This is a genomic window from Parapedobacter luteus (genome assembly GCF_900168055.1).
GTDB classification, from domain to species: domain Bacteria; phylum Bacteroidota; class Bacteroidia; order Sphingobacteriales; family Sphingobacteriaceae; genus Parapedobacter; species Parapedobacter luteus.
Genome location: NZ_FUYS01000005.1, coordinates 154883 through 180829, shown reverse-complemented (window position 1 = coordinate 180829; position 25947 = coordinate 154883). Strand labels below are relative to the sequence as shown.

The 25947-nt window shown below is 48.5% G+C and carries 24 protein-coding genes; 11 read left to right on the top strand and 13 right to left on the bottom strand.

The genetic code is table 11. The features are described 5' to 3' along the window. Positions 1 to 2 precede the first annotated feature (2 nt). The gene (locus B5X72_RS11870; RefSeq protein WP_079717118.1) at positions 3 to 710 is read right to left on the bottom strand and encodes an SAM-dependent methyltransferase; all 708 of its coding nucleotides are present in this window, start codon (positions 708 to 710) and stop codon (positions 3 to 5) included. A 127-nt stretch (positions 711 to 837) separates the two neighbouring features. Here B5X72_RS11870 and apaG point away from each other — a divergent pair, with 127 nt between their 5' ends. The 5 genes from apaG to B5X72_RS11845 all read left to right on the top strand — a co-directional run bounded on the left by apaG (position 838) and on the right by B5X72_RS11845 (position 8149). Next, entirely contained in the window at positions 838 to 1224 is a 387-nt protein-coding gene (gene apaG / locus B5X72_RS11865) for a Co2+/Mg2+ efflux protein ApaG (protein ID WP_079717117.1), read from the top strand. 727 nt (positions 1225 to 1951) lie between these two features. Beyond that, positions 1952 to 2608: an oxidoreductase gene (locus tag B5X72_RS11860; protein ID WP_079717116.1), complete on the top strand. Its 657-nt coding sequence runs from the start codon at positions 1952 to 1954 to the stop codon at positions 2606 to 2608. Then, a complete protein-coding gene (locus B5X72_RS11855) occupies positions 2605 to 4467 on the top strand; it encodes an ABC-F family ATP-binding cassette domain-containing protein (protein WP_079717115.1) in 1863 nt (620 codons plus the stop codon). The genes B5X72_RS11860 and B5X72_RS11855 overlap by 4 nt, the downstream gene beginning before the upstream one ends. A gap of 76 nt (positions 4468 to 4543) precedes the next feature. After that, a complete protein-coding gene (gene mnmG / locus B5X72_RS11850) occupies positions 4544 to 6403 on the top strand; it encodes a tRNA uridine-5-carboxymethylaminomethyl(34) synthesis enzyme MnmG (protein ID WP_079717114.1) in 1860 nt (619 codons plus the stop codon). 81 nt (positions 6404 to 6484) lie between these two features. After that, the gene (locus tag B5X72_RS11845) at positions 6485 to 8149 is read left to right on the top strand and encodes an Ig-like domain-containing domain (protein ID WP_079717113.1); all 1665 of its coding nucleotides are present in this window, start codon (positions 6485 to 6487) and stop codon (positions 8147 to 8149) included. Positions 8150 to 8159: 10 nt separating this feature from the next. Here the strand turns inward: B5X72_RS11845 and B5X72_RS11840 are convergent, their stop codons facing one another. Then, positions 8160 to 8675 (bottom strand): gamma carbonic anhydrase family protein, encoded by a 516-nt coding sequence (locus tag B5X72_RS11840; RefSeq protein ID WP_079717112.1) that lies wholly within the window; start codon positions 8673 to 8675, stop codon positions 8160 to 8162. 10 nt (positions 8676 to 8685) lie between these two features. Next, positions 8686 to 10272, bottom strand: a complete 1587-nt coding sequence (nadB, locus tag B5X72_RS11835; RefSeq protein WP_079717111.1) for an L-aspartate oxidase — start codon at positions 10270 to 10272, stop codon at positions 8686 to 8688. Positions 10273 to 10720: 448 nt separating this feature from the next. Between nadB and nadA the strand changes: the two genes are divergently transcribed. Further along, the gene (gene nadA / locus B5X72_RS11830; protein ID WP_176146186.1) at positions 10721 to 11716 is read left to right on the top strand and encodes a quinolinate synthase NadA; all 996 of its coding nucleotides are present in this window, start codon (positions 10721 to 10723) and stop codon (positions 11714 to 11716) included. Between the two features lie 96 nt (positions 11717 to 11812). Continuing rightward, positions 11813 to 12859 carry a thiamine-phosphate kinase gene (thiL, locus tag B5X72_RS11825; RefSeq protein WP_079717110.1) on the top strand — a complete coding sequence of 349 codons (1047 nt, stop codon included), beginning with the start codon at positions 11813 to 11815 and terminating at the stop codon, positions 12857 to 12859. Between the two features lie 8 nt (positions 12860 to 12867). Here thiL and acnA read toward each other — a convergent pair whose 3' ends face one another. Both acnA and B5X72_RS11815 read right to left on the bottom strand, forming a co-directional pair. Beyond that, positions 12868 to 15603 (bottom strand): aconitate hydratase AcnA, encoded by a 2736-nt coding sequence (acnA, locus tag B5X72_RS11820; RefSeq protein ID WP_079717109.1) that lies wholly within the window; start codon positions 15601 to 15603, stop codon positions 12868 to 12870. 70 nt (positions 15604 to 15673) lie between these two features. Beyond that, entirely contained in the window at positions 15674 to 16153 is a 480-nt protein-coding gene (locus B5X72_RS11815) for a DUF4112 domain-containing protein (RefSeq protein ID WP_079717108.1), read from the bottom strand. A gap of 147 nt (positions 16154 to 16300) precedes the next feature. Here B5X72_RS11815 and B5X72_RS11810 point away from each other — a divergent pair, with 147 nt between their 5' ends. After that, complete coding sequence (locus tag B5X72_RS11810) at positions 16301 to 16492, top strand: cold-shock protein (RefSeq protein WP_079717107.1); 192 nt, start codon at positions 16301 to 16303, stop codon at positions 16490 to 16492. A 40-nt stretch (positions 16493 to 16532) separates the two neighbouring features. Here B5X72_RS11810 and B5X72_RS11805 read toward each other — a convergent pair whose 3' ends face one another. The 5 genes from B5X72_RS11805 to B5X72_RS11785 are packed head-to-tail and all read right to left on the bottom strand — an operon-like array spanning position 16533 to position 19225. After that, positions 16533 to 17627 carry an AI-2E family transporter gene (locus tag B5X72_RS11805; RefSeq protein ID WP_079717106.1) on the bottom strand — a complete coding sequence of 365 codons (1095 nt, stop codon included), beginning with the start codon at positions 17625 to 17627 and terminating at the stop codon, positions 16533 to 16535. Then, positions 17627 to 17872 carry a 4a-hydroxytetrahydrobiopterin dehydratase gene (locus tag B5X72_RS11800; protein WP_245826930.1) on the bottom strand — a complete coding sequence of 82 codons (246 nt, stop codon included), beginning with the start codon at positions 17870 to 17872 and terminating at the stop codon, positions 17627 to 17629. Before B5X72_RS11800 ends, B5X72_RS11805 begins: the two co-directional genes overlap by 1 nt. Before the next feature lie 21 nt (positions 17873 to 17893). Beyond that, the gene (gene recO, locus B5X72_RS11795) at positions 17894 to 18616 is read right to left on the bottom strand and encodes a DNA repair protein RecO (RefSeq protein ID WP_079717104.1); all 723 of its coding nucleotides are present in this window, start codon (positions 18614 to 18616) and stop codon (positions 17894 to 17896) included. A 20-nt stretch (positions 18617 to 18636) separates the two neighbouring features. Then, complete coding sequence (locus B5X72_RS11790) at positions 18637 to 19002, bottom strand: diacylglycerol kinase family protein (RefSeq protein WP_079717103.1); 366 nt, start codon at positions 19000 to 19002, stop codon at positions 18637 to 18639. Beyond that, complete coding sequence (locus B5X72_RS11785; RefSeq protein ID WP_079717102.1) at positions 18995 to 19225, bottom strand: signal peptidase; 231 nt, start codon at positions 19223 to 19225, stop codon at positions 18995 to 18997. Before B5X72_RS11785 ends, B5X72_RS11790 begins: the two co-directional genes overlap by 8 nt. Positions 19226 to 19323: 98 nt before the next feature. On the opposite strand from B5X72_RS11785, the gene B5X72_RS11780 reads away from it, so the two are divergent. Then, the gene (locus B5X72_RS11780) at positions 19324 to 20370 is read left to right on the top strand and encodes a LacI family DNA-binding transcriptional regulator (protein WP_233632611.1); all 1047 of its coding nucleotides are present in this window, start codon (positions 19324 to 19326) and stop codon (positions 20368 to 20370) included. Here B5X72_RS11780 and coaBC read toward each other — a convergent pair. Genes coaBC through B5X72_RS11765 form a run of 3 tightly spaced genes read right to left on the bottom strand, consistent with a single transcriptional unit; the run spans position 20318 to position 22833 of the window. Beyond that, positions 20318 to 21553 carry a bifunctional phosphopantothenoylcysteine decarboxylase/phosphopantothenate--cysteine ligase CoaBC gene (gene coaBC / locus B5X72_RS11775; RefSeq protein WP_079717101.1) on the bottom strand — a complete coding sequence of 412 codons (1236 nt, stop codon included), beginning with the start codon at positions 21551 to 21553 and terminating at the stop codon, positions 20318 to 20320. The genes B5X72_RS11780 and coaBC overlap by 53 nt on opposite strands. Continuing rightward, the gene (locus B5X72_RS11770) at positions 21553 to 21888 is read right to left on the bottom strand and encodes a DNA-directed RNA polymerase subunit omega (protein WP_079717100.1); all 336 of its coding nucleotides are present in this window, start codon (positions 21886 to 21888) and stop codon (positions 21553 to 21555) included. Before B5X72_RS11770 ends, coaBC begins: the two co-directional genes overlap by 1 nt. An 18-nt stretch (positions 21889 to 21906) precedes the next feature. Further along, a complete protein-coding gene (locus B5X72_RS11765; protein ID WP_079717099.1) occupies positions 21907 to 22833 on the bottom strand; it encodes an outer membrane protein assembly factor BamD in 927 nt (308 codons plus the stop codon). A gap of 193 nt (positions 22834 to 23026) precedes the next feature. On the opposite strand from B5X72_RS11765, the gene B5X72_RS11760 reads away from it, so the two are divergent. Together B5X72_RS11760 and B5X72_RS11755 are read left to right on the top strand one after the other, a co-directional pair. Next, the gene (locus B5X72_RS11760; protein WP_079717098.1) at positions 23027 to 25585 is read left to right on the top strand and encodes a M14 family metallopeptidase; all 2559 of its coding nucleotides are present in this window, start codon (positions 23027 to 23029) and stop codon (positions 25583 to 25585) included. Positions 25586 to 25631: 46 nt separating this feature from the next. Next, positions 25632 to 25916, top strand: a complete 285-nt coding sequence (locus B5X72_RS11755) for a NifU family protein (RefSeq protein ID WP_079717097.1) — start codon at positions 25632 to 25634, stop codon at positions 25914 to 25916. Positions 25917 to 25947: the final 31 nt, after the last annotated feature.

Sequence of the window (25947 nt, the reverse complement as noted above, 5' to 3'; positions counted from 1 at the left end):
GGTTAGAAAATCAGGAAAATTGCCGGTTTTTTGTGAAAGTCATAGGAGCCTTTCCGCCATAGCTGCAAAGGCTGACTGACAATCTGCTCATCCGCGGCTGTAAGATTGCATGCCACGCAAAGCCGGGTCTGAGGCTTGCCTATACGCAGAATTTCGGCCAGTAACTGGTTGTTGCGAAAGGGCGTTTCGATGAACAGTTGCGTCTGCCGCTCCCGCTGGGCCGCCTGCTCCAGGACTTTGATTTTTTTGGCTCGTTCAGCTTTGTCGATTGGTAAGTAGCCGTGGAACGCAAAGCTCTGCCCATTAAACCCCGAAGCCATCAACGCCAGCAAGATAGCACTGGGGCCGACCAAAGGCACGACATTAATGCCCCTGCGATGCGCTTCCGCCACGATAGCGGCTCCCGGATCGGCGACACCGGGGCATCCGGCCTCACTCATTAAGCCCACGTCTTTACCCGCCTGCAAGCCCGTGAAAAAAGCTGCGGTATCTGCTTTATCGCGGGCGTGCTTGCCGTAATCATGCATAACCAAATCGCGCTGCGCCTTCTCAAGTCCAGCCTGTTTGAGAAATTTGCGAGCAGTCTTTTCATTCTCTACAATATATTCATCGATGCCGTTAATGACGCGCGTAAGGTACGGCGTAAAGGACGCTTCTGCGGCTTCATCGGCCAAAGGCACGGGAATAAGGTACAACGTTCCATAAGGCATGCACAAAGGTAATGAAAATTGCGGCGCGAAACAGCAACATCAGCGACGGCTCAGCGGCAGGTATTTTCCCCCTATGCTTCATTAATTCAAACACATTTGTTAAATTGGCCAAAAATCTGTGATAAGCATGGTCACGCAAATTACTGACGGGGTAAAGGTTTCAGTTGAAACCGTGTATCAGCCCGAATATTCCAATCCGGAAAATGAGCATTTCATGTTTGCCTATAAGATTACCATCGAAAATTTAAGTGATTACAGTGTCCAACTTCTGCGCAGGCATTGGTATATCTTTGATTCAAATGGCTCGCACCGGGAGGTGGAAGGAGAAGGCGTCGTCGGCCAGCAGCCCATTATCGAGCCGGGTGAGCAGCACGAATACGTATCAGGCTGCAACCTCAAAAGTGATATGGGTACCATGAAAGGAACATACCAGATGCTCCGCGAGTTTGACGGAAATCTCTTTTACGTCAATATTCCAAAATTTGACCTGATTGCGCCCCATCGGTTAAACTGATTTTTTCATTGAAATTGCCTTTAAATGGCAATGCGGCCGCATGAGGCATTCTACATTTCATTTCTTGCTTGTTTTCAGCGGCGTCCGAGAGGTCTGCTTTGCTTAGCTCATATCCCTTTTAGGCAGCAGCTCATACCGGCTACCTTTACGATTTAAGTTCCCCTCCCAATACGATTTTAGCCTGGCTGACACCCGCTTACTCAGGTCGCCGAAGCCTTTCCCATTTTCCATCCAATCCTTCAACACCAAACGTCAGGCTAATTATAATATAATTGATATTTAATTAATAGTTTATTCATGTTTAATAGGGATGAATCCCTATAATATCCCTATTAGGTCCCTATAAAATCCCTATAAAATTTTAATAATGTTGACCAAAAGTTAGTCATTGGTTTTAACATGTTGTAAAAAGGCTTGGAGGCAGCTTTGGACACGCATAAGCGACCTGAAAGGATGAGCGCAGCGAGTCTTCCAGTTGCGTTCGTATCCAACATGCCGCTCCTCGCAATCTCCAAAAACCATGGCTAATAAACGCAACCTGTCGAGAGCTTAGGCCAGCTTTGGACACGCATAAGCGACCTAGGGGGATGAGCGCAGCGAGTCCTCCAGTTGCGTTGCGTATCCAAAGCTGGCCAACAAAATACTTAGAAAGCGAAATCCCTCTGGTACCACACCTATTCAGTAGAGTACCAATATATTTGCGTATTTTTGCACAAAAATTTGTAGGATGCAAAAAACGGCTGTACTATTCGGGGCCACGGGACTCATCGGCGGTGCGTTGTTAAGGCAGCTGCTTGATAATCCGGCCTATGGCCGGGTAATCGCGGTGACCCGCAGGAATTTGCCCGTCGAACATCCTAATTTTGTACAATTAATTGCTGATTTACAATCGATTACAAAAATTGAAAAGCAGTTGATTGCAGATGACGTATTTTGTTGTCTGGGTACCACAAAGAAGAAAACCCCGGATTTAGCCGCGTATTATCAAGTTGATCATGACTATCCGTTGGCTGTCGCACAGCTAACAAAAAGAAACGGCGCCCGTGCATTCCTTTTGGTTTCAGCTATCGGTGCCAATCCGCGGTCGGCTAATTTCTATCTACGGATGAAGGGGGAGACCGAACGGGACATTTCAGCCGTTAATTTCGATGGCCTGCATATTTTCCGGCCCTCCTTACTTACCGGGCAACGACAGGAGCATCGGGCGCTGGAGTCGTTTTCAGAACGGGTTTTCAACGTCATCAATCCACTTTTAGTAGGCCGTATGAAGCGGTATCGCAGCATTCCAGCCACGGCTGTTGCCAAGGCGATGAACAGCGTCGCGCAACGCCATACCAAAGGGACATTTATTTATTACTGGGACGATATTAAGAACGTGGTGTGAGTATTTTATCAACAGAACGGTTAGGACACAGCTATCACGACATGTGGCTGTTCAGGAATCTTCATTTCGGTTTGCAGCGAGGGGACAGGGTGGCCTTGGTCGGCGCCAACGGAGCGGGCAAATCGTCGTTGCTTCGCATTCTTGCGGGCGCATTGGATCCAACCGAGGGAACCGTGGTCAAGGAAAAGGGCATCCGAATAGGATTCCTTCCCCAGGACCCCGACCTAAGCGTCTATGCGTCTATCAACGATTTTATTTATAGTGCAGACAACGAACAGCAGCGGCTTATCCGGCGATATGAAGAGTTGGTCGCAAGCCCCCAGGCAGACGCCCACCAGCTGATGGTACTAAGTGACCAGCTCAGTGCGTTGAATGCTTGGGAATACGAACACACGATCAAAAGTATCCTCTCCCGTTTGCAGATTACCGATTTTTCACGGGAAGTCGCCAAGCTGTCGGGTGGTCAACGGAAGCGCCTGTCCTTGGCTAAACTGCTTATCGATGAGCCCGATGTCTACATTTTGGACGAGCCGACCAACCACCTCGACATCGAAACGATCGAATGGTTGGAAAAACTGCTTACTACGGGACAAAAGACGGTGTTGCTCGTCACCCACGACCGGTATTTTCTTGATGCGGTAAGCATCGGAATCCGCGAACTGGACCATGGCAAGCTTACAGCTTATACAGGCAACTACAGTTACTATTTGGAAAAGAAAGCCGAACAAGAAGAAGCTGCTGGTGTCTTACTGGATCGCAATCGGAACCTCCTCCGGAAGGAGCTGGAATGGATGCGCAGGCAACCCCAGGCCAGGGGTACAAAGTCCAAGGCGCGCATCGACGCCTTCCATGAATTGGAAGAGAAAACCAAAGGGCAAAAGCAGAACGACACCGTACAACTCAGTGTAAAAATAAGCAGGCAAGGCAATAAGATACTTGAACTGGAAAGCATATCAAAGGGTTACGACGAACAAACGCTTATCAGCGACTTTTCATACGTTTTTAAAAAAGGCGACCGCGTCGGCCTCGCTGGCCGAAATGGCACTGGAAAATCGACTTTCCTGAATCTGATTACCGGGTTGGAGCAACCGGATAGCGGCACCGTAACCAAAGGAGGCACGACCGTATTCGGTTATTACAAGCAGGGAGGTTTGGTGCCTTCTTCCGAAACCGAACGTGTGATCGATGTCGTAAAAAATGTAGCCGAATATATCAGTATGGCTAACGGCGATACACTATCGGCTTCACAACTCCTTACCCAATTTCTTTTCCCGCCGGAAAAGCAATTCAATATGGTAAGCAAACTTAGTGGGGGAGAGCGCAAGCGATTGCAACTTTTGCGTGTACTCATGCAAAATCCAAACTTCCTTATTCTCGATGAACCTGCCAACGATTTGGATATTGACACGCTTAATGTACTGGAGGAGTTTTTGGTGAATTACCCGGGGGTATTATTAATGGTTTCTCACGACCGCTATCTACTTGACCGGCTCACGGACCAACTCTTTATTTTCGAAGGCAACGGCACCGTCACGGTTTATAATGGCAACTACGCGGATTATAAATCCGAACAGGCAATATTAGTTCAGCGAGCCAAGACAGCGGTAGAACAGAAAGCGCCACCGAAAACAGACAAAACGCCCGTCAAAAAGAAACTGTCGTATACAGAATTAAAAGAATATGAATCCTTGGATTCTGAGATACCGTTGCTTGAGCAGCGAATAGCTGAGCGAACCAGTGCATTAAACGAAACAAACGATTATACTGCGATAGCGGAAATCGCAAGCGAAATCGAACAACTAAATAATGACCTCGATCTGAAAACAGCTCGGTGGCTCGACTTAGGGGAGTATATATAGTATTCATAAGATGTTCCACGTGGAACATCGGTAATTGAAGTTAATAAATGTTCCACGTGGAACAAAAAGAGACATCATGTTTAAAAAATATAATATCATTGTAGTGGGAGGGGGGCATGCGGGATGCGAGGCTGCTGCGGCAGCGGCAAACCTTGGATCGTCCGTGTTACTTATTACAATGAATATGGCCACGATTGCACAAATGAGTTGCAACCCGGCGATGGGAGGAGTCGCTAAAGGCCAAATTGTGCGGGAAATTGACGCCATGGGCGGCTACTCTGGAATTATCGCCGATAAAACAACCATCCAGTTCCGTATGCTTAACCGATCGAAAGGTCCCGCAATGTGGAGTCCACGGTCGCAAAATGACCGCATGCGGTTTGCTGAAGAATGGCGACTACAGCTCGAATCTTTGCCAAACATCGATATTTGGCAAGACACCGTTAAGGAAATTATTGTCAAGAACGGCAGGGCAAATGGTGTAGTCACGTCCCTGGGCCTGACGATTGAAAGTGATGCGGTAGTCCTCACCAACGGCACCTTCCTGAATGGCACTATCCACATCGGCGAAAAACGCTTTGGCGGAGGACGTACCGGCGAAAAGGCCGCAACGGGTCTCACCGAGCAATTAGTCAGCTTAGGTTTCCAATCCGGACGCATGAAAACCGGCACGCCACCGCGTGTAGACGGAAGAAGCCTTGACTATTCGAAGATGGAAGAACAATGGGGCGACGAAGAACGCGGGCGGTTTTCCTTTACCAATGTGGAGCTTCCCACCGAACAACGCTGTTGCTGGATTACCTATACCAATGAGGCCGTGCATGAAACATTAAAAGAAGGTTTCGAAAAATCGCCCATGTTTACAGGCCGAATCAAAGGTCTCGGTCCGCGCTACTGCCCATCCATCGAAGATAAAATAAACCGTTTTGCCGAGCGCGATCGTCACCAGATCTTTGTGGAACCTGAAGGTTGGAAGACTGTCGAAATCTATGTCAATGGCTTTTCCACTTCTTTGCCTGAAGATATCCAACTTAAGGCACTCCGGCTGATTCCCGGCTTTGAAAATGCCCGGATGTTCCGGCCGGGCTATGCGATCGAATATGACTATTTTCCTCCGATGCAATTGGATTTGACGCTGGAAACCCAACAGATCAAACACCTCTTTTTCGCTGGCCAGATCAACGGCACCACGGGCTACGAAGAAGCCGCCAGCCAAGGATTCATCGCCGGCATCAATGCCCACCAACGCATCAATGATTTGCATGAATTGATTCTTAAACGTTCTGAGTCCTATATCGGCGTACTTATCGATGATTTGGTGACCAAAGGAACCGAAGAGCCTTACCGCATGTTTACATCACGGGCTGAGCACCGGCTGCTGCTACGTCAAGACAATGCAGATGCCAGGCTTACACCGATTGCCCACCAATTGGGCCTTGTATCCGACGAACGCCTCGAACAGGTAAAACAGAAAGTGGCTTCAGCCGACCGAATCGTTGAATACCTGCGGACGCACTCCGTCGATACCGACGCCATCAATCCAATTTTGCAGGAACTGCATACCAGCCCGCTTACGCAGAAAACACGCCTGTTTCACATCCTTACCCGACCTCAGGTAAGTATCGGCGATATCTCGCGGACCGACAGCGGATTGGCTACCTTGTTGTCAAACTTTGATAAAGCAATCATCGAGCAGGCAGAAATCAAAGTCAAATACGACAGCTATTTTGAAAAGGAAATCGAAATCGTGAATAAGATGCGCCGCATGGAAGATCAGGAAATCAATCCAGAATTTGACTACACCAGTCTGGTATCCCTTTCAAAAGAAGCCCGGGAAAAATTAATTAAGGTCAAGCCGCGTACACTTGGCCAGGCATCCCGTATTTCGGGGGTTTCACCATCAGATATATCCGTTTTAATGGTTCATATGAGTTAATAATCTTGTTTTCAACTACTTAACCGTAAAAAACTTCGGCTTTCATAAATCAGCTATAAGGCATTTTCTCCGACATACCCGATGCAAGAATCGTCCAAAATAAAAACTCGCTCTAATCGCCTAAAAATAGGCTTAAATCCGAAATGGGGTGTTTTCGCCTTCTTTATCGGCCTTATTTTGCTCACTTGGCAATGCGCGAGCATACAGCAGCCCACCGGTGGCCCCAGAGATTCAATACCGCCCAAAATTATCAATGAGACGCCGCCTAATCTAACGCGAAACTTCAACGCTGAAAAGATCGTTATCGAATTTGATGAATATATCCGGCTAACTAATCCGCTCAGGGAAATCAGCGTATCACCGGATATCGACCAACCCATCAGCCCGCGTGTCCGCAGGCGAAACATCGAAATCGAACTTCCCGACTCGCTTGCTGAAAATACAACCTACACCATCAATTTCGGTAAGGCCATCGGTGACTTCAATGAAAACAATCCATTATTGAATTACAGCTATGTTTTTTCCACCGGTGATATCATCGACTCCCTGGCCGTTTCCGGAAAAGTCATCAATGCACTCACGAAACTGTCAGAAAAAGAAGTCACGGTAATGCTTATTCCCACCCGACAGGATTCCATCTTTGGCAAACGCAAAGCAAATATCTTCACACTGACAGATACCGCGGGAAATTTCCAGTTCAGAAACCTCCGTGAAGATACATACCACATCTATGCCCTTAAAGAAGAAAATAACGACCGTGTATATAACGACCCCAGCGAACTTATTGGATTCCTTAATGATTCCATTACCTTAGCGCAGGACACATCGGGTATCCTACTTCAGCTCTCACGTGGAATCGCCCGTAATTTCCGTCTGCTCGATCGCAAGCTCGAATCCAATGGAAGACTAACGTTTGCCTTCAATAAACCACTTGAAAACCCGGAAATCATCATCACGTATCCACCCGAACTCAACGAAGACAAGCAGCTCGAATATTCCGTAAATCGCGATTCCGCCGTGGTATGGCTCAATGATCTGACATTCGATTCGTTAAAAGTCCGTTTCCTCGACGATGGCAATCCATTGGACTCCGTGACTATGCGCCGCGGCCGAAACGAAAAATATGACCGCGATTTCATCATAACCGACAACTTAACCGGAAATCGGGTAAACCGGATCAGGCATATTGAACTTACTGCAGGCGCTCCCGTGCAGGCCATCGATCGAAGCAAAATCATTCTTCTGGAAGATTCCATACCACGTACCAATTTCCAACTTGCACGTGATACCGTTGCACCAAGGCGATTTATCTTGCGATACAACTGGCGACCGAAACGAAACTACTCGTTGACCTTCGAAGAGGGTGCTTTCTCGGGTTACTTCGGTGATAAAAGCAAAAGTGTAACCCGATCGTTCACCTTAGACGAAACGGAAAATTTCGGCGACATTATTTTAAAAGTCAACGTGCCGGATACCACACTCCAGTACTTGGTCCAGGTGACCAATGAAAAAATGGACTTTGTTTACCGCAGCGTTGCAATCAGAGGACCGTCAGACATTCCCTTTCGCCAGATGCCCGGTGGCAAGTATACCGTACGAATCGTTTACGACGAGAACTTCAATGGAAAATGGGATCCCGGCAACGTATATGAACGTAGACAACCCGAGCGGGTCTGGTACATTGGCAAAACGTTTATCATCCGTGCGAACTGGGAACAAGAAGAAACCATCAACGTTCCAAAATAGTCATAGATGGCTATTCCGCTGAGAACCACCCGGAGTACATCACATAGCGCAGCGGAAGTTCATCGAGCAACTTCCGCTGCTCGTCCGATATCGGCTTTATCTTCTTAGCGGGAACACCGGCATATAAATACCCGCTCTCGCACATCGTTCCTTCAAGTACCACGGCACCGGCTGCAACGATCACGTAATCTTCAACCACCGCATGGTCCATGACAATGGCTCCCATGCCGATAAGTACCCGATTTTTCAAGGTACATCCATGTACCATCGCCTGGTGTCCGATATTGACATAATCACCGATTACCGTCGGCGCGGTCAGATAGGTACAATGAATCACTACACCATCCTGAATATTGGTGCACTGGCCTATCCGGATACTATTCACATCGCCGCGAACCACCGCGTTGAACCACACCGAACAACGCTCGCCAAGCACCACATCCCCAACAACAGTAGCGTTCGCCGCTATAAAACAATCCGACCCGATACTTGGGTAAACGCCTTTAACAGGAATAATCAATGCCATATCATACGTATTAAAAAATCGTATCCACCAATACCTCCGACCTCTCAGGGTAATCAGTTGTATAATGCAGCCCCCGGCTTTCCTTCCTCGCCATGGCTGACTTGATTACCAAATACGCTACCTGGATAACATTTCTCAGTTCGCAAAGCTTCACCGAAAGTTTCGTATTTTTATAAAATTGCTCGGTCTCATCATATAGCAACCCTAACCGGCGCATCGCCCGTTCCAACCTAAAATCCGAACGAACGATACCTACATAATCGCTCATCACTTTCTGCGTTTCCCGTAGATTATGGGTCACCAAAATATCCTCATTGGACAACGCCGTGTCCGAATCGTCCCAATCCGGTATATCCGTTGGCACTTCAATAGTTCCCACCTTTTTGATGGCATCCTCATAGATGCGATGAGCAAACACCGTAGCCTCAAGCAAAGAATTAGAAGCCAATCGGTTAGCACCGTGTAATCCCGTAGATGCACACTCACCACACGCATAAAGGCGTTGAATAAAAGAGCGGCCATGACCGTCAACCATAATGCCACCGCATAAATAATGGGCAGCCGGTGTTACAGGGATATAGTCCCTTGACATATCAATGCCGATAGACAGGCACTTTGCATAGATATTCGGGAAATGCTTCAAAATCTCATCCTTGCTTCGATGGGTAATATCCAAAAAAACAAAATCGTCGCCCGATTTTTTCATTTCGGTATCGATTGCCCGCGCGACAATATCACGGGGTGCCAGGGAACCCCTTGCATCATATTCCTCCATGAAACGTTCGCCGTTTTTCCTGCGCAGCACTCCGCCATATCCCCTTACCGCTTCCGAAATCAAAAAAGAAGGATACTCACCCGGATTGTATAATGCTGTGGGATGAAACTGGATAAACTCCATATTCCGCACCTTTCCTTTGGCCCGGTATACCATTGCTATCCCATCTCCGGTAGCAATCACAGGGTTTGTCGTACTCGAATAGATATGGCCCGCCCCGCCAGAAGCCATCACTGTAACCTTACTCAAAATCTTTTCCACCCTGTTGTCAACCGTGTTCAACGCGTACACGCCATAGCACGTGATGTCCGGCGTACTTTTATCCACAAATACGCCAAGATGATGCTGAGTAATCAAATCTACCGCAAAATAATGCGTAAGAACCTCTATATTAGGATTCTCATGAACCTTCTCCAGCAACACCCGTTCGATCTCAAATCCGGTGATGTCCTTGTAATGCAATACCCGGTGTTCGGAGTGTCCGCCTTCCTTCGCCAGGTCATATACGCCACCCGCGGTCTTATCGAAGTGCGTCCCGTAATCAATAATCTCCTGTATCCGCCTGGGTCCTTCTTTCACCACGTTTTCCACAACATTCACATCGCATAAACCATCGCCAGCTATCAGTGTATCAGCGATATGCTTTTCAAACGAGTCAGACTTATCCACAACCACTGCTACGCCCCCCTGTGCGTATTTGGTATTCGACTCGTCTTCGTTCGATTTGGTGATAATCAATACTTTACCATGACTGGCTGCCTTCAATGCGAAACTCAATCCGGCAATACCCGAACCAATAACTAAAAAATCAACAGTATGCATAAAATAACCTAAGCGGCAAAGCCGTATTTGTTATTGGCGGAGACCGAAAATTGTGGACAACATGTAAACAACGCGTTGAATAAAAAATAGAAACTCATCAAGTCTCCGAAAAACCATTATTTTTACACAGCGCCCTCAAGAAAATCCCCATCAACAGCTCACAATATTAACAAATCTCAGCCAATAATTAGTATACATGCTGCTATGGAAAACAATTTCGGGTAAAACAAAACTAACTGAAAACCAGTGCCAAAAGATTAAGACAATGTTAATAACCTGTTAAAAAAAAGATCCAAATCAAAAAACAAAATAAAAACCGCCCAGATTTCTCACAAAACCAACAGCCTAACAAACAATAAGATCATTTATATTAAAAATCAATTATTACTTATTGTCCCTGTGGGAATGATGAAAAGCATATCAAATTGTTTAGCTACCTTTGTATATCATGATTACTTATCTAACTGAACTGGATACAAAAGGCTATATCGACGAACCAATCGATCCGACGCTGGATTTGGTTGAAGAGATAAACAAGCTGAAAAAGGAAAAAAATGCTGTACTCTTAGCGCATTATTACCAGGAGCCGGAGATACAGGATATCGCTGATTACATCGGCGATAGTTTAGGCCTTTCGCAGCAAGCTGCCAAGACGCAGGCCGATGTGATTGTCTTCGCCGGTGTGCACTTTATGGCCGAAACGGCTAAAATACTTTCACCGCAGAAGAAAGTATTGCTTCCAGATCTGAAAGCGGGCTGTTCGCTCTCCGATAGTTGCCCGCCTCATCTTTTTGCCAAATTCAAGGAGCAATATCCTGATCATATCGCCATTACGTACGTGAATTGCACCGCCGAATTGAAGGCGCTCAGTGACATCGTCTGTACGTCGAGCAATGCCGTTCAGATTGTGGACAGTCTTCCGCCCGACCAGAAAATTATCTTCGGGCCGGATAAGAACTTGGGTGATTACGTGCGGCGGAAAACAGGTCGCGATTTGGTCCTGTGGAATGGCGCCTGTATGGTCCATGAGTTGTTTTCGCAGGAGCGTATCCAACACTTGCGTAGGCAATTTCCACACGCCAAATTCATCGCACATCCGGAATGCGAAAAAGAATTACTGGATGCCGCAGATTACATCGGTTCGACATCAGGATTGCTTAAGTATACGCAAGAGAGCGACTCGGATACGTTTATCGTTGCCACGGAAAGCGGCATCATCCACCAAATGGAGAAAGCAAGCCCGGGCAAAACGTTTATACCTGCGCCTCCGAACAACGCCTGTGCATGCAACGACTGTCCCTATATGAAGCTCAACACCCTGGAAAAGGTATATAACTGCATGAAGTTCGATCTTCCCGAAGTTGATTTGCCGGCCGGCATCATTGCCCGCGCAAAACGGCCTATCGAGCGGATGCTGGAGATATCCGAGCGTCTGGGACTTTAAAGTAGACATTAACGAACAAGCGTAAGGATAAAAGCATAAAAAAGTGTGCGGCCATCATTATTTTTTGAATCGATACCCTTTAATCATAATAGGAAGATGTTTGACAACAAGGAAAAGACCAATCTGGAACGACTGGGTGAGTTTGGTTTGATAGCCCATATCACAAAAGCGATAGTTCTTACTGAAAATTCCACCCTCAAGGGAATCGGTGACGATGCTGCAGTATTGGATTTTTCGGGCAAAAAAACGCTGGTGTCCACTGATTTGCTGCTGGAAGGCGTTCATTTCGATTTGCGTTATGTGCCACTTAAGCATTTAGGATACAAAGCTGTACAGGTAAATCTCAGCGATATCTACGCCATGAACGGTATAGCGTCGCAGATTACCTTTTCCATCGGTCTGTCAAGCCGGTTTCCCCTCGAAGCGGTAGAGGAATTGTATGCGGGCGCGCTTTTAGCCTGCAAAAGCTATAACGTCGATTTAGTAGGTGGCGATACGTCCACATCCGTCCAGGGGTTGGTCATTAGCGTCACCAGCATAGGCTACGCCCAGGAGGCGGATATCGTTTATCGCGACGGTGCGCAGGAGGGTGATCTCGTCTGTGTGTCGGGCGATTTAGGCGGCGCCTATGTGGGCTTGCAACTCCTGGAGCGCGAAAAGCGTATCTTTTTGGAAAACCCATCCATACAGCCCGATTTAGAAGGAAAGGATTACATCGTTGAGCGTCAGCTCAAGCCCGAAGCCCGAAAGGACATTGTACAGTTACTTGCCACCATAGGCGTAAAACCAACGGCAATGATAGATATCTCTGATGGGTTAGCTTCCGAAATCCTGCACATCTGCGAATCCTCCGCCAAGGGGTGTAAATTATATGAGGAGAAAATACCGATTGATCCCATGACGTATGACACGGCACGGGAGTTTGGGCTCGACCCCACGGTTTGTGCATTAAGCGGCGGAGAAGACTACGAGTTGCTTTTTACTATCAGCCAGTCCGACTACGACAAGGTAAAAAACCAACCGGATATCAGTGTCATCGGCCACATTACCGAGAAAACGGCCGGTTGCGAATTAATTTCCAAATCCGGACATGTGCATCCCATCACCGCACAGGGATGGAATGCATTCAAGTCTGCCCAGTAAAAATGGCGTTACTGGACGTTGGGTTGTTTCAGGAATCCTCGCAAGACGTAATGCAGGATTCCGCCATGACGGTAATACTCAATTTCAATAGCCGAATCAAACCGAGCCTTTGATTGGAAGGTGATGGTCTCGCCGTTGCTTTTCGTGGCCTTCACTTCGAGCAGTTTATGTGGGCGTAAGTCCGTTGAGATACCGGTGATCTCAAACGTTTCCGTGCCGTCAAGTCCCAATGATTCGGCATTTTCTCCTGCTGGGAATTCCATAGGTATGACACCCATTCCAACGAGGTTGCTGCGGTGGATGCGTTCGAAACTCTCTGCGATAACGGCTTTTACCCCCAGTAAATTGGTGCCTTTGGCCGCCCAGTCGCGCGAAGATCCGCTACCATATTCTTTACCCGCAAGGATAACGAGCGGCGTATTATCCGCCTGGTATTTCATGGCCGCGTCGAATACGGACAATGTCTCCCCGGTAGGGAAGTAGGTCGTATAGCCGCCTTCTTTGGTCGTTATCTTATTGCGGATGCGTACGTTGGCAAATGTACCCCGCATCATTACCTCGTGGTTTCCGCGCCGTGAGCCGTACGAATTGAAATCCTTATGTTCTACTCCTTTGGCAAGCAAATATTGTCCCGCGGCTGATTCGGGCTTGAAGGAACCGGCCGGAGAGATGTGGTCCGTCGTCACGGAGTCGCCGAGGTATAACAATACCTTTGCCTGGCTGATATCCGCTGTGTCGTGGGGCTCACTGCTTATATTCTTGAAGAAAGGAGCCTCCTGCACATAAGTGGAATTTTCGTTCCAGCTGAAGTTTTTCCCCTGTGGGGCCATCAACTGTTTCCAATCATCACCGCCGTCGAAAATGACATCATATACATTTTTGAAGTCTTCCACCCGTACGCAAGCATTGATGGTATCCACAATTTCCTGCTGGGTGGGCCATATGTCACGTAAGTAAACCGGATTACCATTCGGATCATAATCCAGCGGGTCATTAATCAAATCGATATCTACTCGGCCGACGAGGGCATAGGCCACCACGAGCATGGGCGACATCAGGAAATTCATCTTTACCTGCGGGTGTACACGGGCTTCAAAGTTGCGATTTCCGGAAAGCACGGAAGCAACCACCAGATCACCCTTGTCTACCGCTTCCGCAATGTGCGGAGGCAAGGGACCGCTGTTTCCGATACAAGATGTGCATCCATAGCCCACCGTGTGAAAGCGGAGTGCTTCCAAGTCTTCCAGTAGATTAGCACGTTGCAAGTATTCCGTGACTACTTTCGAACCCGGTGCCAAGCTGGTTTTTACCCACGACTTGGTGCGCAGACCTCGCGCTACCGCTTTTCGCGCTACCAATCCCGCACCTACCATGACCGCCGGGTTGGAGGTGTTGGTACAGCTTGTGATGGCGGCGATTACGATACTGCCATCACTGAGGACGTACTCTTGATTTTTAATCGTTATCCGTACCGATCGGATATCTTCTGTCTCCACTTCCACTCCCGAGCCTTTTTGGCGATCTTCGTAGACAAACTGACTTCCTGATCCGCCTTCGGAAAGCCAAGCCTGCTCTTGCCTGCTCTTGACAGGGAGGTAGTTCCGCTGATATTCCTTCTTCAGGAGGTTCGAAAATTGTTGAGAAAGGTCTTTTACCAATATCTTATCCTGAGGGCGTTTTGGTCCGGATACGGTAGGTTCCAATGTATCAAGGTCAAGCTCAAGTACGTGCGAATAGACGATTTCTTCGTTGCCTGTACGCCACAGCAGATTTTCTTTGCAATATTCTTCTACCAAGCTGACTTGTTCTTCCGAACGATTGGTCCGCCGCATGTATTCCAGCGTTTGTCCGTCTATGGGAAAATAAGTGACGGTACAGCCAAATTCGGGCGACATATTGGATATGGTCGCTCTGTCGGTAACACTCAGGTTGTCCAACGCATCACCAAAAACTTCAACGAATTTACCTACCACGCCATAGTCGCGCAGCAATTTGGTGATGGTGAGCACCATGTCGGTAGCCGTGCAGCCGGTAGGTATCTTTCCGGTCAATTTCAGTCCGATCACCTGCGGGCAAGTGAAATAGATGGGTTGCCCGAGCATAGCTGCCTCTGCCTCTATACCACCTACGCCCCACGCGATGACACCGATACCGTTTACCATAGGCGTATGCGAATCGGTACCGACCAGCGTATCCGGAAAAGCCCATCCATCACGTGCGATAACACCCTTCGCCAGGTATTCCAAATTGACCTGGTGACAGATGCCCATGCCCGGTGGGACCACGGTAAAATTATTCAATGCCTGTTGTCCCCATTTAAGCAATTCATAACGTTCGGCGTTGCGTTCGTATTCCAGCGCCACATTATGCTGGTACGCGTAATTTGTGCCGAAATAATCGACCTGTACGGAATGGTCGATGACCAAATCAACCGGGATGGCCGGGTTGATTTTACTTCCATCTCCACCTTTTCGGATGACTTCGGCCCGTATGGAGGCCATATCGACCACGGCAGGTACACCCGTGAAATCCTGCATCAATACGCGGGCAGGTTTAAAAGGTATTTCTTTGTCCGTACCGCCCGGTTCCCAATTGATTAAGGTATCCAAATGTTCATCGGTAACGGCAAAATTGTCGTGGTTGCGCAGGACATTTTCAAGCAGTATACGGATGGAAAATGGTAATTTACTTACATTCTTGCCTTCATCTTCCAATTTTTTCAATGATGCTATCTGATACTTCATGATGTTTAGTTAGCGTTTATATTTAATAATACAGATTTCCTACTGATTGTTTACATTTTGGATAATAATCTTACAGTAAACCGATTAAAGCCATAAAAGCGCTCCACAATAAGTAAATAAACAAGCACGTCAACAGCAGAAAGACACCAAGAATGAGCATAAGGATATCATTGCCTTTGCCCTGATGTTTTCCCTGATAATGATATTGCTGAAGTAAAATAAGATTTTTCCGGTTTGCCTTGAAGACAAAGTCAAATACGTGTCCAATAACCGGTATTGCGCCAAGTGTTAAATCGATAATCACGTTAATGAGCATAAGCATGATCAATTTCCGACTGGCGCCGTGACGCCAAATGACAAGCACGATAAAACAAGCGACAACAAACCCGATGATAGTACCCAGAAATGGGATCATGTTGATAACGGGATCAAGGCCAAAGCGGAAACGCGTTCCACCGATTCGGAACTTGTCGTCCATCAACCAAGCCATACGCGCTACCCATACCAAATCGTTGCGTAGTCGGCCAGCTTTATCTTGATGCGCTCGCATGTTGCTCGATGTGCTAAAATAGCGAAAAATGATCGATTTATAAAACCGTGAGCAACAAAAGATAGGCCATTAATTTCAAATTATTTTGAACTGATTTACAAATAATTATATACCTTTGATTTTTATTATTTTTTAATTTTCAATACAATGGCAGAAGGAGTAGTTAAATTCTTCAATGAAACCAAGGGTTTTGGTTTCATCGTTCCAAATTCCGGTGACAGCGACATTTTCGTTCATTCATCGGGCCTTATCGACAAAATCCGTGAAAAGGACAACGTATCGTACGACGTCGAAAGAGGCAAAAAAGGTTTAAATGCGGTAAATGTTAAAGTAATCTAAGGATTACTTATTAAATATATTTATTGTATTTGGCCGGCTATCACCTGATAGCCGGCTTTTTTTCGGCCTTCGATTTGGCATCTCGATCGCCGATAAGGGTGCCGAACGGTTTCAGTGATTCCACATGGTCGAAGATGACTTTAGTGACCCCGAGGAACGGCACGAACAGGATCATGCCAGCCACGCCCCATACCAAGTTACCCAGTAAAAGCGCCATCAGCGTCGCGAGCGCATTCAGTGCTATTTTGCCGCCCGTGATTTTCGGTGTCAGGATATAACTGTCTATTTGCTGCATGACTATAAAAAACAATGCAACGATTATCGGGGTAACCAGGGTATCGCGGGTGATGAAGGTATATAAAATGACTATTGAGCTACCGGCAACGGAGCCGATGTAAGGGATGATGTTAATAAAAGCGACCATCATCCCGAAAAACAACGCATTTTCGATGCCGATAATGGCAAGTCCAATCGTATTGATGACCGAAAAAATCAGGGCTACCATACACACTCCTGCCAGATAGGCACTGGCCACATCAGTGGTTTTACGGACAACATCATGCGCTTCATCGAGACTGGTTCTACCGGCATACCGGCGCACCAAGTCTAACACGAAATTTTTTATTCGGCGTCTGTAAATCAACAATAACGCCGTGTATGCGAAGATGATTAGCAGGTGGACCAAAAGTGAAAGCAATGATCGGAAAATATCCCCCACAAACTTGCCCGCCAGATTCGTAAGGCCCGTGATCTGGTTTTGCAAATACGCCTTTTGTTGGTCCACCGGCAACTGAAAGTGTTCGGAGATGTAATCGTGCCCCGAATTGAGCATTTCATTTAATTTTGCACCAATCATTGGTAAATCTTTTCCCAATGCAACGACCTGGTTGATCAGCAGGTAGCAAACCCCCAATAACAGTAGCAGCAGCAGCAATACACAGATGATAGCCGAAAATCCACGTGGAATCTTCCACTTTTCAAGGCGGCGGCATAGCGGTACCAGTAGCATGGCCATCATACCTCCGATAGCAACAGGAATGAGAAATGATTTGGCGACATAAAGTATACCGAAGACCAAAACAAGGAAGAACAAGACTTCATTGAATCGGGCGACGGGATTGCTCTTCGGCGGCATTACAGTAACTTATCTATCGACTCGGCAAGCTTTCTGTCCTTTTCAGTGACGGTGTTGCCTGCGTCGTGCGTGGATAGCCAGATTTCCACGCTGTTCCACGTATTCGTCCATGTTGGATGGTGATTTTGTTGCTCGGCCAATAAAGCGACTCGAAGCATAAAAGCAAAAGCTTCCGAAAAATCGCCGAACTCAAACGATCGGTAAAGTGTGTTGTCTTTTTCCTGCCACATCACCGAAATAAACAATCGAGGATTCGTTTTGTTTGGCTATCCGAGTACTTCTTCAAGCACTTCGCGTGACTTGATGTCACCCATATGGTCTACATGCAACCGGTAAAAATCAATGATTTTGTCGAGCAGAAAACGCCTATCCGCCAAAGGGATGCGTAAAGCGGATAACTTTTCAAAAGAGCAATTCAGCAGCGCCGCGAATTGGGCCGTATGGGGGTGCTGCAACACCAGGCGATGCGCGGGCAGGGTGTCACAGAAAATACCGTCTTTTAGATCAAAATAGGTCTGGCCAGCTTTCGGTGGTGCCGGATTAAAACCAAGAAAGCGGGAGAGTTTGATCAGAAAAAGAAGATGAAAATTCGGCGGCATTTTTTCCAGTGTGTCCAACCAAGAGATAGCGTTGAACAGGTAGCCGAACAGCGGTTCGTCCGGAGACTGCTGGCGAAGGCTTTTATAAAGCATTTCATTTAAGAAGAGCACGACGGTGCTCTTGACGATATCGTAAGGAATCGTTTGGAAATGCGGCATTTGCCGGGCTTCGGATATCCGTTGTAAGGATGTATTTTCCCGGTGGTAAACCACCATTTCAAGCAAATGCAAAGGTTGCAGGAGCGTGATGCTGATTTTCGCTTTCGGTTTTCGGGCCCCATTGACAAGGTACGACTGAAGCCCGAATTTTTCCGTGAATACCTGAGCCACCACGCTACTTTCGGAATAATTAGTCGTTTTTAATACGATACCTCTGGTTTTATGCAGCATAGTAGAAATGGGGAAGGGGGTTATATCACAAAATGGCGCCAGAGTTTAGGAAGAAAAATTATCCCCCCTACAACCAATGAAAAAACGGCAGCGATGAGCACGGCTCCTGCGGCAGCGTCTTTGGCTTTTTTGGCCAGCGGATGATAGGCTGGTGATACCAGGTTTACGACGGATTCGATGGCGGTGTTTATCAATTCTGCCACGAATACCAAGGCGATGCATAATGTGATCCAGCACCAGTCCGACGCCGACAGGTGCATGCCGATACCCAAGGCAATGGCCGCGAGGGAGAACGTCAGGTGGATTTTAAAATTTCGTTCCGTACGGTAGGTTGCGGTAATACCATTCCATGCATGGGCGAAGGGTCTCAAGCCATTTTTACTCATTTTCGTTTTGCCGTTCTTTGCGTTCTTCAAGAATACTCTGCCGCTCTATTTTTCGGATAAAGCTATAGAAAACAGTTAGAAATCCGATACCAAAAATAATAACGCCGATGGCCATCATCCATTTATACAGCCGGATTTCCAACCCCATCAGGTAATAGCCCAACGCGCAAAACGTTAAGCCGGCAATCGTATACAGCAACCCACTGCGTAAGTACTTGTTCATAGTTTCGATTTTAAAACGATGACAATTAGACAAAGATAAGGTTTAGCATTTGATGTATTTACACAGAGAATGCCTATCTTTAGCTACTATTTTGTGTGATGGCCACGATGACCTTACGGGATATTGCTAAAGCGTTGGATTTGTCGGTGTCTACAGTATCCAAGGCACTCCGCGACAGTTACGAAATCGGCGAAGACACCAAAAAGCGGGTGGCTGCCTATGCCCGGGCGAATCATTACTTGCCCAATAGGATGGCAAAAAGCTTGAAAGAAGGCAAGAGCGGATCCATCGGGGTCGTAATTTGCTCCATCGACAACAGTTTTGTCTCTCGTATGCTCGATGGGATAGACAGCACCTGTACGCAGGCCGGATATGACATCATCATCATGCAGAATAAGGAGTCCCTAGCCCAGGAGAAGGCCTGCCTAAACCAATTGGAAGCCAGGGGTGTGGAAGGGATACTGATATCTCCGTCGGCAGAAACGGTCAATTTCGAACACCTTGCCGCGCTGAAGGACACGGGTATGCCCATTGTCCTGTTTGATCGGATTAGTGAGCAATTCGAATCTTATCAAGTAGGAATAGACAATCGACGCGGTGCTTTTCAGGCGACGCAACACCTGATAGCAAACGGCTATCGGCGCATAGCGCTGCTTACGCTCAGTCCGGACGTTCCCTTTGCCGCGCAACGCCGTGAGGGATATGCCAACGCCTTAAAGCAACATCACATTCCCTACCGGCCAGCATTTGTGCGCACCGTACAGGCGCATGGACGGGAGGCGTTGAAAGACAGCGTACGTGCGCATATCCGCGCATTGCTGGATTTACCTGAGCCGCCGGAGGCCTTATTTGCCGCAACCGATCAATTATCTACGCAGAGCCTTGCTGCGCTCCATCAGCTGGGTTGCCAAATTCCCGGGGATATGGCGCTGATCGGCTTCAGCAACACCGAGCTGGCCGATATGCTCACGCCGCCGCTTTCCACGGTTTACCAACCGGCATTCCAAATCGGCCAATTGGCCGCCGAAAAACTGATTGAGCTCATTACGGGGAAGGATCGGTCGCCCGATTATGAAACGGTAAGGCTACCCATCAGGCTGGACCTCCGGGATTCGAGCCGGCCGAGGTTTCAAGCAACGGTATAATACGGGCACAGATATCCCGCGCGACGTCTTGCTTAGGTTTAAGTCCAAAAGCCTCCATGCTTCCGTTACGGTCGATGATAGTGATTTTATTGGTATCGTTGGCAAACCCGGCTCCTTCGTCACGGGCGGAGTTCAGCACAATAAAATCGAGGTTTTTCTTTTGCAGTTTTTCTTTGGCGTGGTCAAGCTCGTCATGGGTCTCCAAGGCAAAACCCACCAGCACTTGCCCTTTCTGTTTCCGTTGCCCAAGTGTCGCAAGGATGTCCGTTGTTCTGGTCAGTTCGATGATCATCCCCGCATCGTCCCCCTTCTTGATTTTCCTATCGGCAACGGTCGTGGGTGTATAGTCCGCTACCGCAGCGCTCATTACGGTAATCGCCGATTGGGCAAAGTGGGTCAAACAGGCGTCCAGCATTTCGCCTGCAGAGGTGACGGCGATGTACGTCACGCCGGCAGGAGGCTTTAGGTGGGTTGGGCCGCTTACCAAGGTCACGTCTGCCCCCAACAGGGACAGCCGGGCCGCCAGTGCATAGCCCATTTTGCCACTGGAATGGTTGCCGATATAGCGAACGGGGTCGATGGCCTCGTAGGTCGGGCCCGCAGTGACCAGCGCCTTCTTTCCAGCCAACGGCTGTGTTTCGCCGAAGTAAGCTTCCAGTGTGGCCAGTATGTCTTCGGGCTCGGCGAGCCGCCCTTCGCCTTCCAGTCCGCTCGCCAATTCGCCCTGGCCCGGAGGGATGATCCGGTTGCCGTAAGACCGAAGCCGGGCGATGTTAGCCTGTGTACTGCCGTGCGCCCACATATCCAAGTCCATCGCAGGAGCAATAAAAACGGGGCTTTTGGCAGAAAGGTACACCGCACACAGCAGGTTGTCACACAGGCCTTGCGCAAATTTGGCCAATGTATTGGCACTTGCCGGAGCCACAACAATGGCATCGGCAGCAAGCGCCAAATGCACATGATTGTTCCATGTACCGGTGGCGGCATCGAAATAATCAACCAATACCGGCTTGCCTGAAAGCGTTGCGAGTGTAAGCGGCGTAATGAACTGCGTCGCATCGGGAGTCATGACCACCTGTACGTGGGCTCCGGATTTGACGAATAGGCGAACGAGGAAAGCAGCTTTATATGCGGCAATGCTGCCGCAGACACCCAAAAGGATATGCTTTCCGCGTATACTCACTATTCATCTTCTTTTTCCCTTGCCGGGTTTCTGAAGTACACTTTGTCGTTCAGGAAATCATCGACGGCTACCAAAGTAGGCTTGGGTAAGCGCTCGTAGTGTTTGGAGATTTCGATTTGCTCACGGTTTTCGAACACCTCTTCAAGGTTGTCGTTGGTTGTTGCAAATTCAGCCAGCTTGCTGTTCAGTTCCTCCTTCATGTCTACAGCAATCTGGTTTGCACGCTTGCTGATGATCACGATGGATTCATAAAGGTTGTCTGTCTTTTTATCCAAATCCCTTAAATCCCGGGTGACAGTGGTGTTAGGAACGGTTTTACTTATTTGCGTACTCATATCTTTTTTCTGTGTAAGTTATTTTTGGGGCATGCCCGCGGGAGGCATATTGTTCGTCGTCTCGTCGTCCGCCAACTTCTCCGATGAAGCCGTTGCGGTGGCTGCAGCTACCCGGGCCATATAGCTTCTTGCTTGTTCCATTCCTTTTTCGGCGTCTTGTTTTAGCTCGTCTGCGTCCTTGCGGAACTTGCTTTCCGGATAGGCCGATACGAAGCGGTCATAAAGATCCAACGCCTCACTGAAGCGCTCTTCCTGCCTGTGCGGCCGGCTTTGGTTGGCATACAGGTATTGAGCCTTGATGCTCAGGAACTCCATCTCTTCGGCATATTTTGTATCCGGAAATTCGCGCAGTACATTGTCGAAAGCGATCACTGCAGCCCGGTAATCGTCCTGAAGGCCCATGTCGAGGTAAAGCTTGGCATTGGCAAATGCTTTAGCTTCCAGTTTATCCCGCAGTTGCTGGATAAGATCCGCGGCTTCCTTGGAACGTTCGCTATTTGGATACAGGTTGATGAACAGCTGTAAAGCTTCTATCGCACGGTAAGTATATTCTTGATCGAGCCCCACCTTGGGCGATTCGAGGAAATAGCAGTAGGCACCCATGTAGCGGCATTCCTCGGCACGGCCACTATTCGGGTATGTATCGGTAAACTGCTTGAAATGAAATCGCGCGGATGTATAATCGCGCAGGTAATAATTGGTATATGCCGTATAATAGTAGAGATCCTCAGCCTCAGCCTGACCGCGATATTTCGTCATCAGGTCATCAAATAAGGTGAGGGCCTTGGTATATTTTTTACTATTGTAATATTTTATAGCCTCCTGGTACTTCAGGGCGATGTTATTGCTGGCGCGCAGCTTTTCAAACTTGCTCTTACATCCGGCAGCCATCACGACCAAAAACACCACGGCGGCCCACGCCACTATTCGCCTGTTTATAAACATCCTGCAAAGATAAGTGAATTTAAAATACCTGTCAATTAAATTTTTAGGGGGCAAGATAGGGCGAAAACAGGAAACGGACAAGCGATTTAACAGAGTTTAACAGATCGCCCATCGGTCGGGATAATAATTTTTCGGTTACAGCGCTTACCAATCGCGTTATTTTAATTATTTTGCCGCGATCAAATCCGCAAACATGAACATACGATTACCGCTCCCGCTTAGTCGAGCCTTGTTGATTACACTGAGTTTTTGCACCCTATGCCTTACTGCTGTCTTTGCCCAGACCCAATCGCCCAAGGAGTTTCTTGGATACGAGTTGGGTACACGGTTCACGCCCCATCACCGGGTGGTTGCTTATTTTGAGCACGTCGCCGCAACCCATGGTGATGTTAAGCTTGTCCATTACGGAACCTCACACGAGCAGCGGCCGCTTGTTGCGGCATTTATTTCGTCGTCGGCGAATATGGCCAATCTGGAAACCATCCGCAAAGACAACCTCAAGCGCGTTGGTATCGAATCGGGCGAAGCGACGACCCGCATTCCGATTATCTGGCTAAGTTATAATGTCCACGGCAACGAAGCTGTGTCCTCCGAAACGGCGATGAAGACGCTATGGGAGCTCGTAAGCCCAACGAATGCCAATGCAAAAAAGTGGCTGGACAACACGGTGGTGGTCATAGACCCCTGCCTCAATCCCGATGGGCAGGAGCGCTATGTCAACTGGTACAACCAGAAAGCGCACCGCAGGCTACAACCGGACCCGCAATCCGTGGAGCATATTGAGCCCTGGCCCGGAGGCCGGCCCAACCATTACCTTTTCGATCTTAACCGTGACTGGGCATGGCAGGTACAGCGGGAGACACAGGCCCGTATCAGCCTATACAACCAATGGATGCCACAGGTACATGTCGATTTTCACGAACAGGGCATCAACGCGCCGTACTACTTTGCCCCCGCCGCCGAACCGGTACATGCGTTTGTTTCTGACTTTCAGAAATCTTTTCAAGAAACGGTAGGCCGCAACAACGCGCGGTATTTTGATGAAAACGCATGGCTCTATTTCACCCGCGAGGTATTCGATTTATTTTATCCCAGTTATGGCGACAGCTGGCCGATGTTCAACGGTGCGGTGGGCATGACCTATGAGCAGGGCGGCTCGGGCAGGGCCGGCTTGGGCGTTTTGACTGCACTGGGCGATACGCTTACGCTCACCGAACGGATACTGCATCACTTTACTTCGGGGATGGCCACCATTGAAACCGTTTCGAATAATGCGGAAAAGCTGGTGGATGAATATGCAAATTATTTCCGCGAAGGCCGTTCGAACCCGAAAGGCCAGTACAAGGCTTATGTCATCAAGCCCGGGAACAGCCCGGAGCGGCTTACAGCGCTTAAAGAGCTGCTTGACCGCAACGGCATCCAATACGGCGAGGCATCCAGCCGTTCGGGACTGAAAGGCTTTGACTACTTCACGGGGAAGACCGCTTCGTTTGCGCTTGAGTCCGGCGACCTGGTCGTGAGTGCATACCAACCCAAATCTGTGCTGACGCAGACACTTTTTGAGCCCAACCCTGCACTGTCTGATAGCCTTACCTATGACATCACCAGCTGGGCACTTCCTTATGCATACGGGCTTCAGGCCTATGCGCTGGAGACCCGCATCGAGGTGACTGCTGCTGCACAAAGTGCCCCATTCGAGGCCAATCGTGTGGCGGGAACGCCACTGGCCTATGTTGCCCCCTGGACATCGGTAGCACACGCCCGGTTTGTTTCCGCGTTGCTCGATGAAGGCATCCGCGTCCGTTATGCCGATCGTACCTTCACCGTCGGCGGAAAAACATACCCCGCGGGGTCATTGATTATTGGGCGCGCCGGCAATGAAAAGCGACCGGATTTTTCCAGCCGGGTGGTGCAGCTTGCCAATGATCACGAGATTCGCCTCGACGCGGTGACGACAGGCTATGTCGATACCGGAAAGGATTTCGGTTCGGGCGAAGTGCGGGCTATGCAGGCCCCCAAAGTGGCATTAATTGCAGGCAATGGCACATCATCGCTCAATGCGGGCGAAGTGTGGCATTTTTTTGAGCAGGAACTCGACTATCCCCTTTCCATTTTGGAGCCGCAGCAGCTCGGCTCGGCAGACCTGAGCGCCTACAATACGATCATTCTTCCTTCCGGCAATTACAACATGTGGAGCGATGGGGTTACCAAAAAGCTGGAAGCTTGGATAAGCGCCGGCGGCAAGGTTATCGCGATAGAGGGTGCCGTTGGCTTTTTCTCGGGCAAAGACGGCTTCGGCATCTCCTCGTTTCTGAATGACGATGAGCGGAAGGCAGCAGAAAAAAAACGGGAGCAGGAAGCTGCGGAAGAGCGTATCGCCGACTTCCAGTCGCGTGAGCGAGCAGCAATTGCCAACGCTGTATCAGGGGCCGTGTACGAAGTGAAGATCGATGCTACGTATCCCCTGGGCTTCGGCACCGGCGGAACGTACTATACCCTCAAGAACAGCGGGCGGCGGTACGCATACTTAAAAGATGGCATCAATGCAGGCATCATCCCCGACGAAACCTACTACCGGACAGGATTTGTGGGCGCGAAAGCCAAAGCCGGGATAAGCGCATCATTGGTATTCGGTGTGGAGCACAAGGGACGGGGCCAAGTGGTTTACCTGATCGACAATCCGTTGTTCCGGGGCTTCTGGGAAAGCGGGAAGCTGATCTTCGCAAACGCCCTGTTTATGGTAGGGCAATAATTGAGAAAATATCCGTACCTTTACACTTTTAATAATCATAAAGGTTATGGAACTAAGGGAAAGAGTAGAACAGGCCTTGGACTCCATCCGGCCATATCTTGAGACGGACGGGGGCAATGTGAGTATCGATGAGATTACGGCAGAAAACGTAGTTAAACTGAAGCTTTTGGGATCCTGTGCTTCATGTGCCATGAGCATCATGACGTTCAAGGCCGGCTTGGAGCAGGCAATTAAGAAAGCCGTTCCGGAGATTACTGCCGTGGAGGCTATCAATATCACCGACATGGATGATCCAAATGCCACGATGCCGATTCCGAAGGTCAACGGATAGTTTCGGGCGGGCATTTAACATTATTTAACGG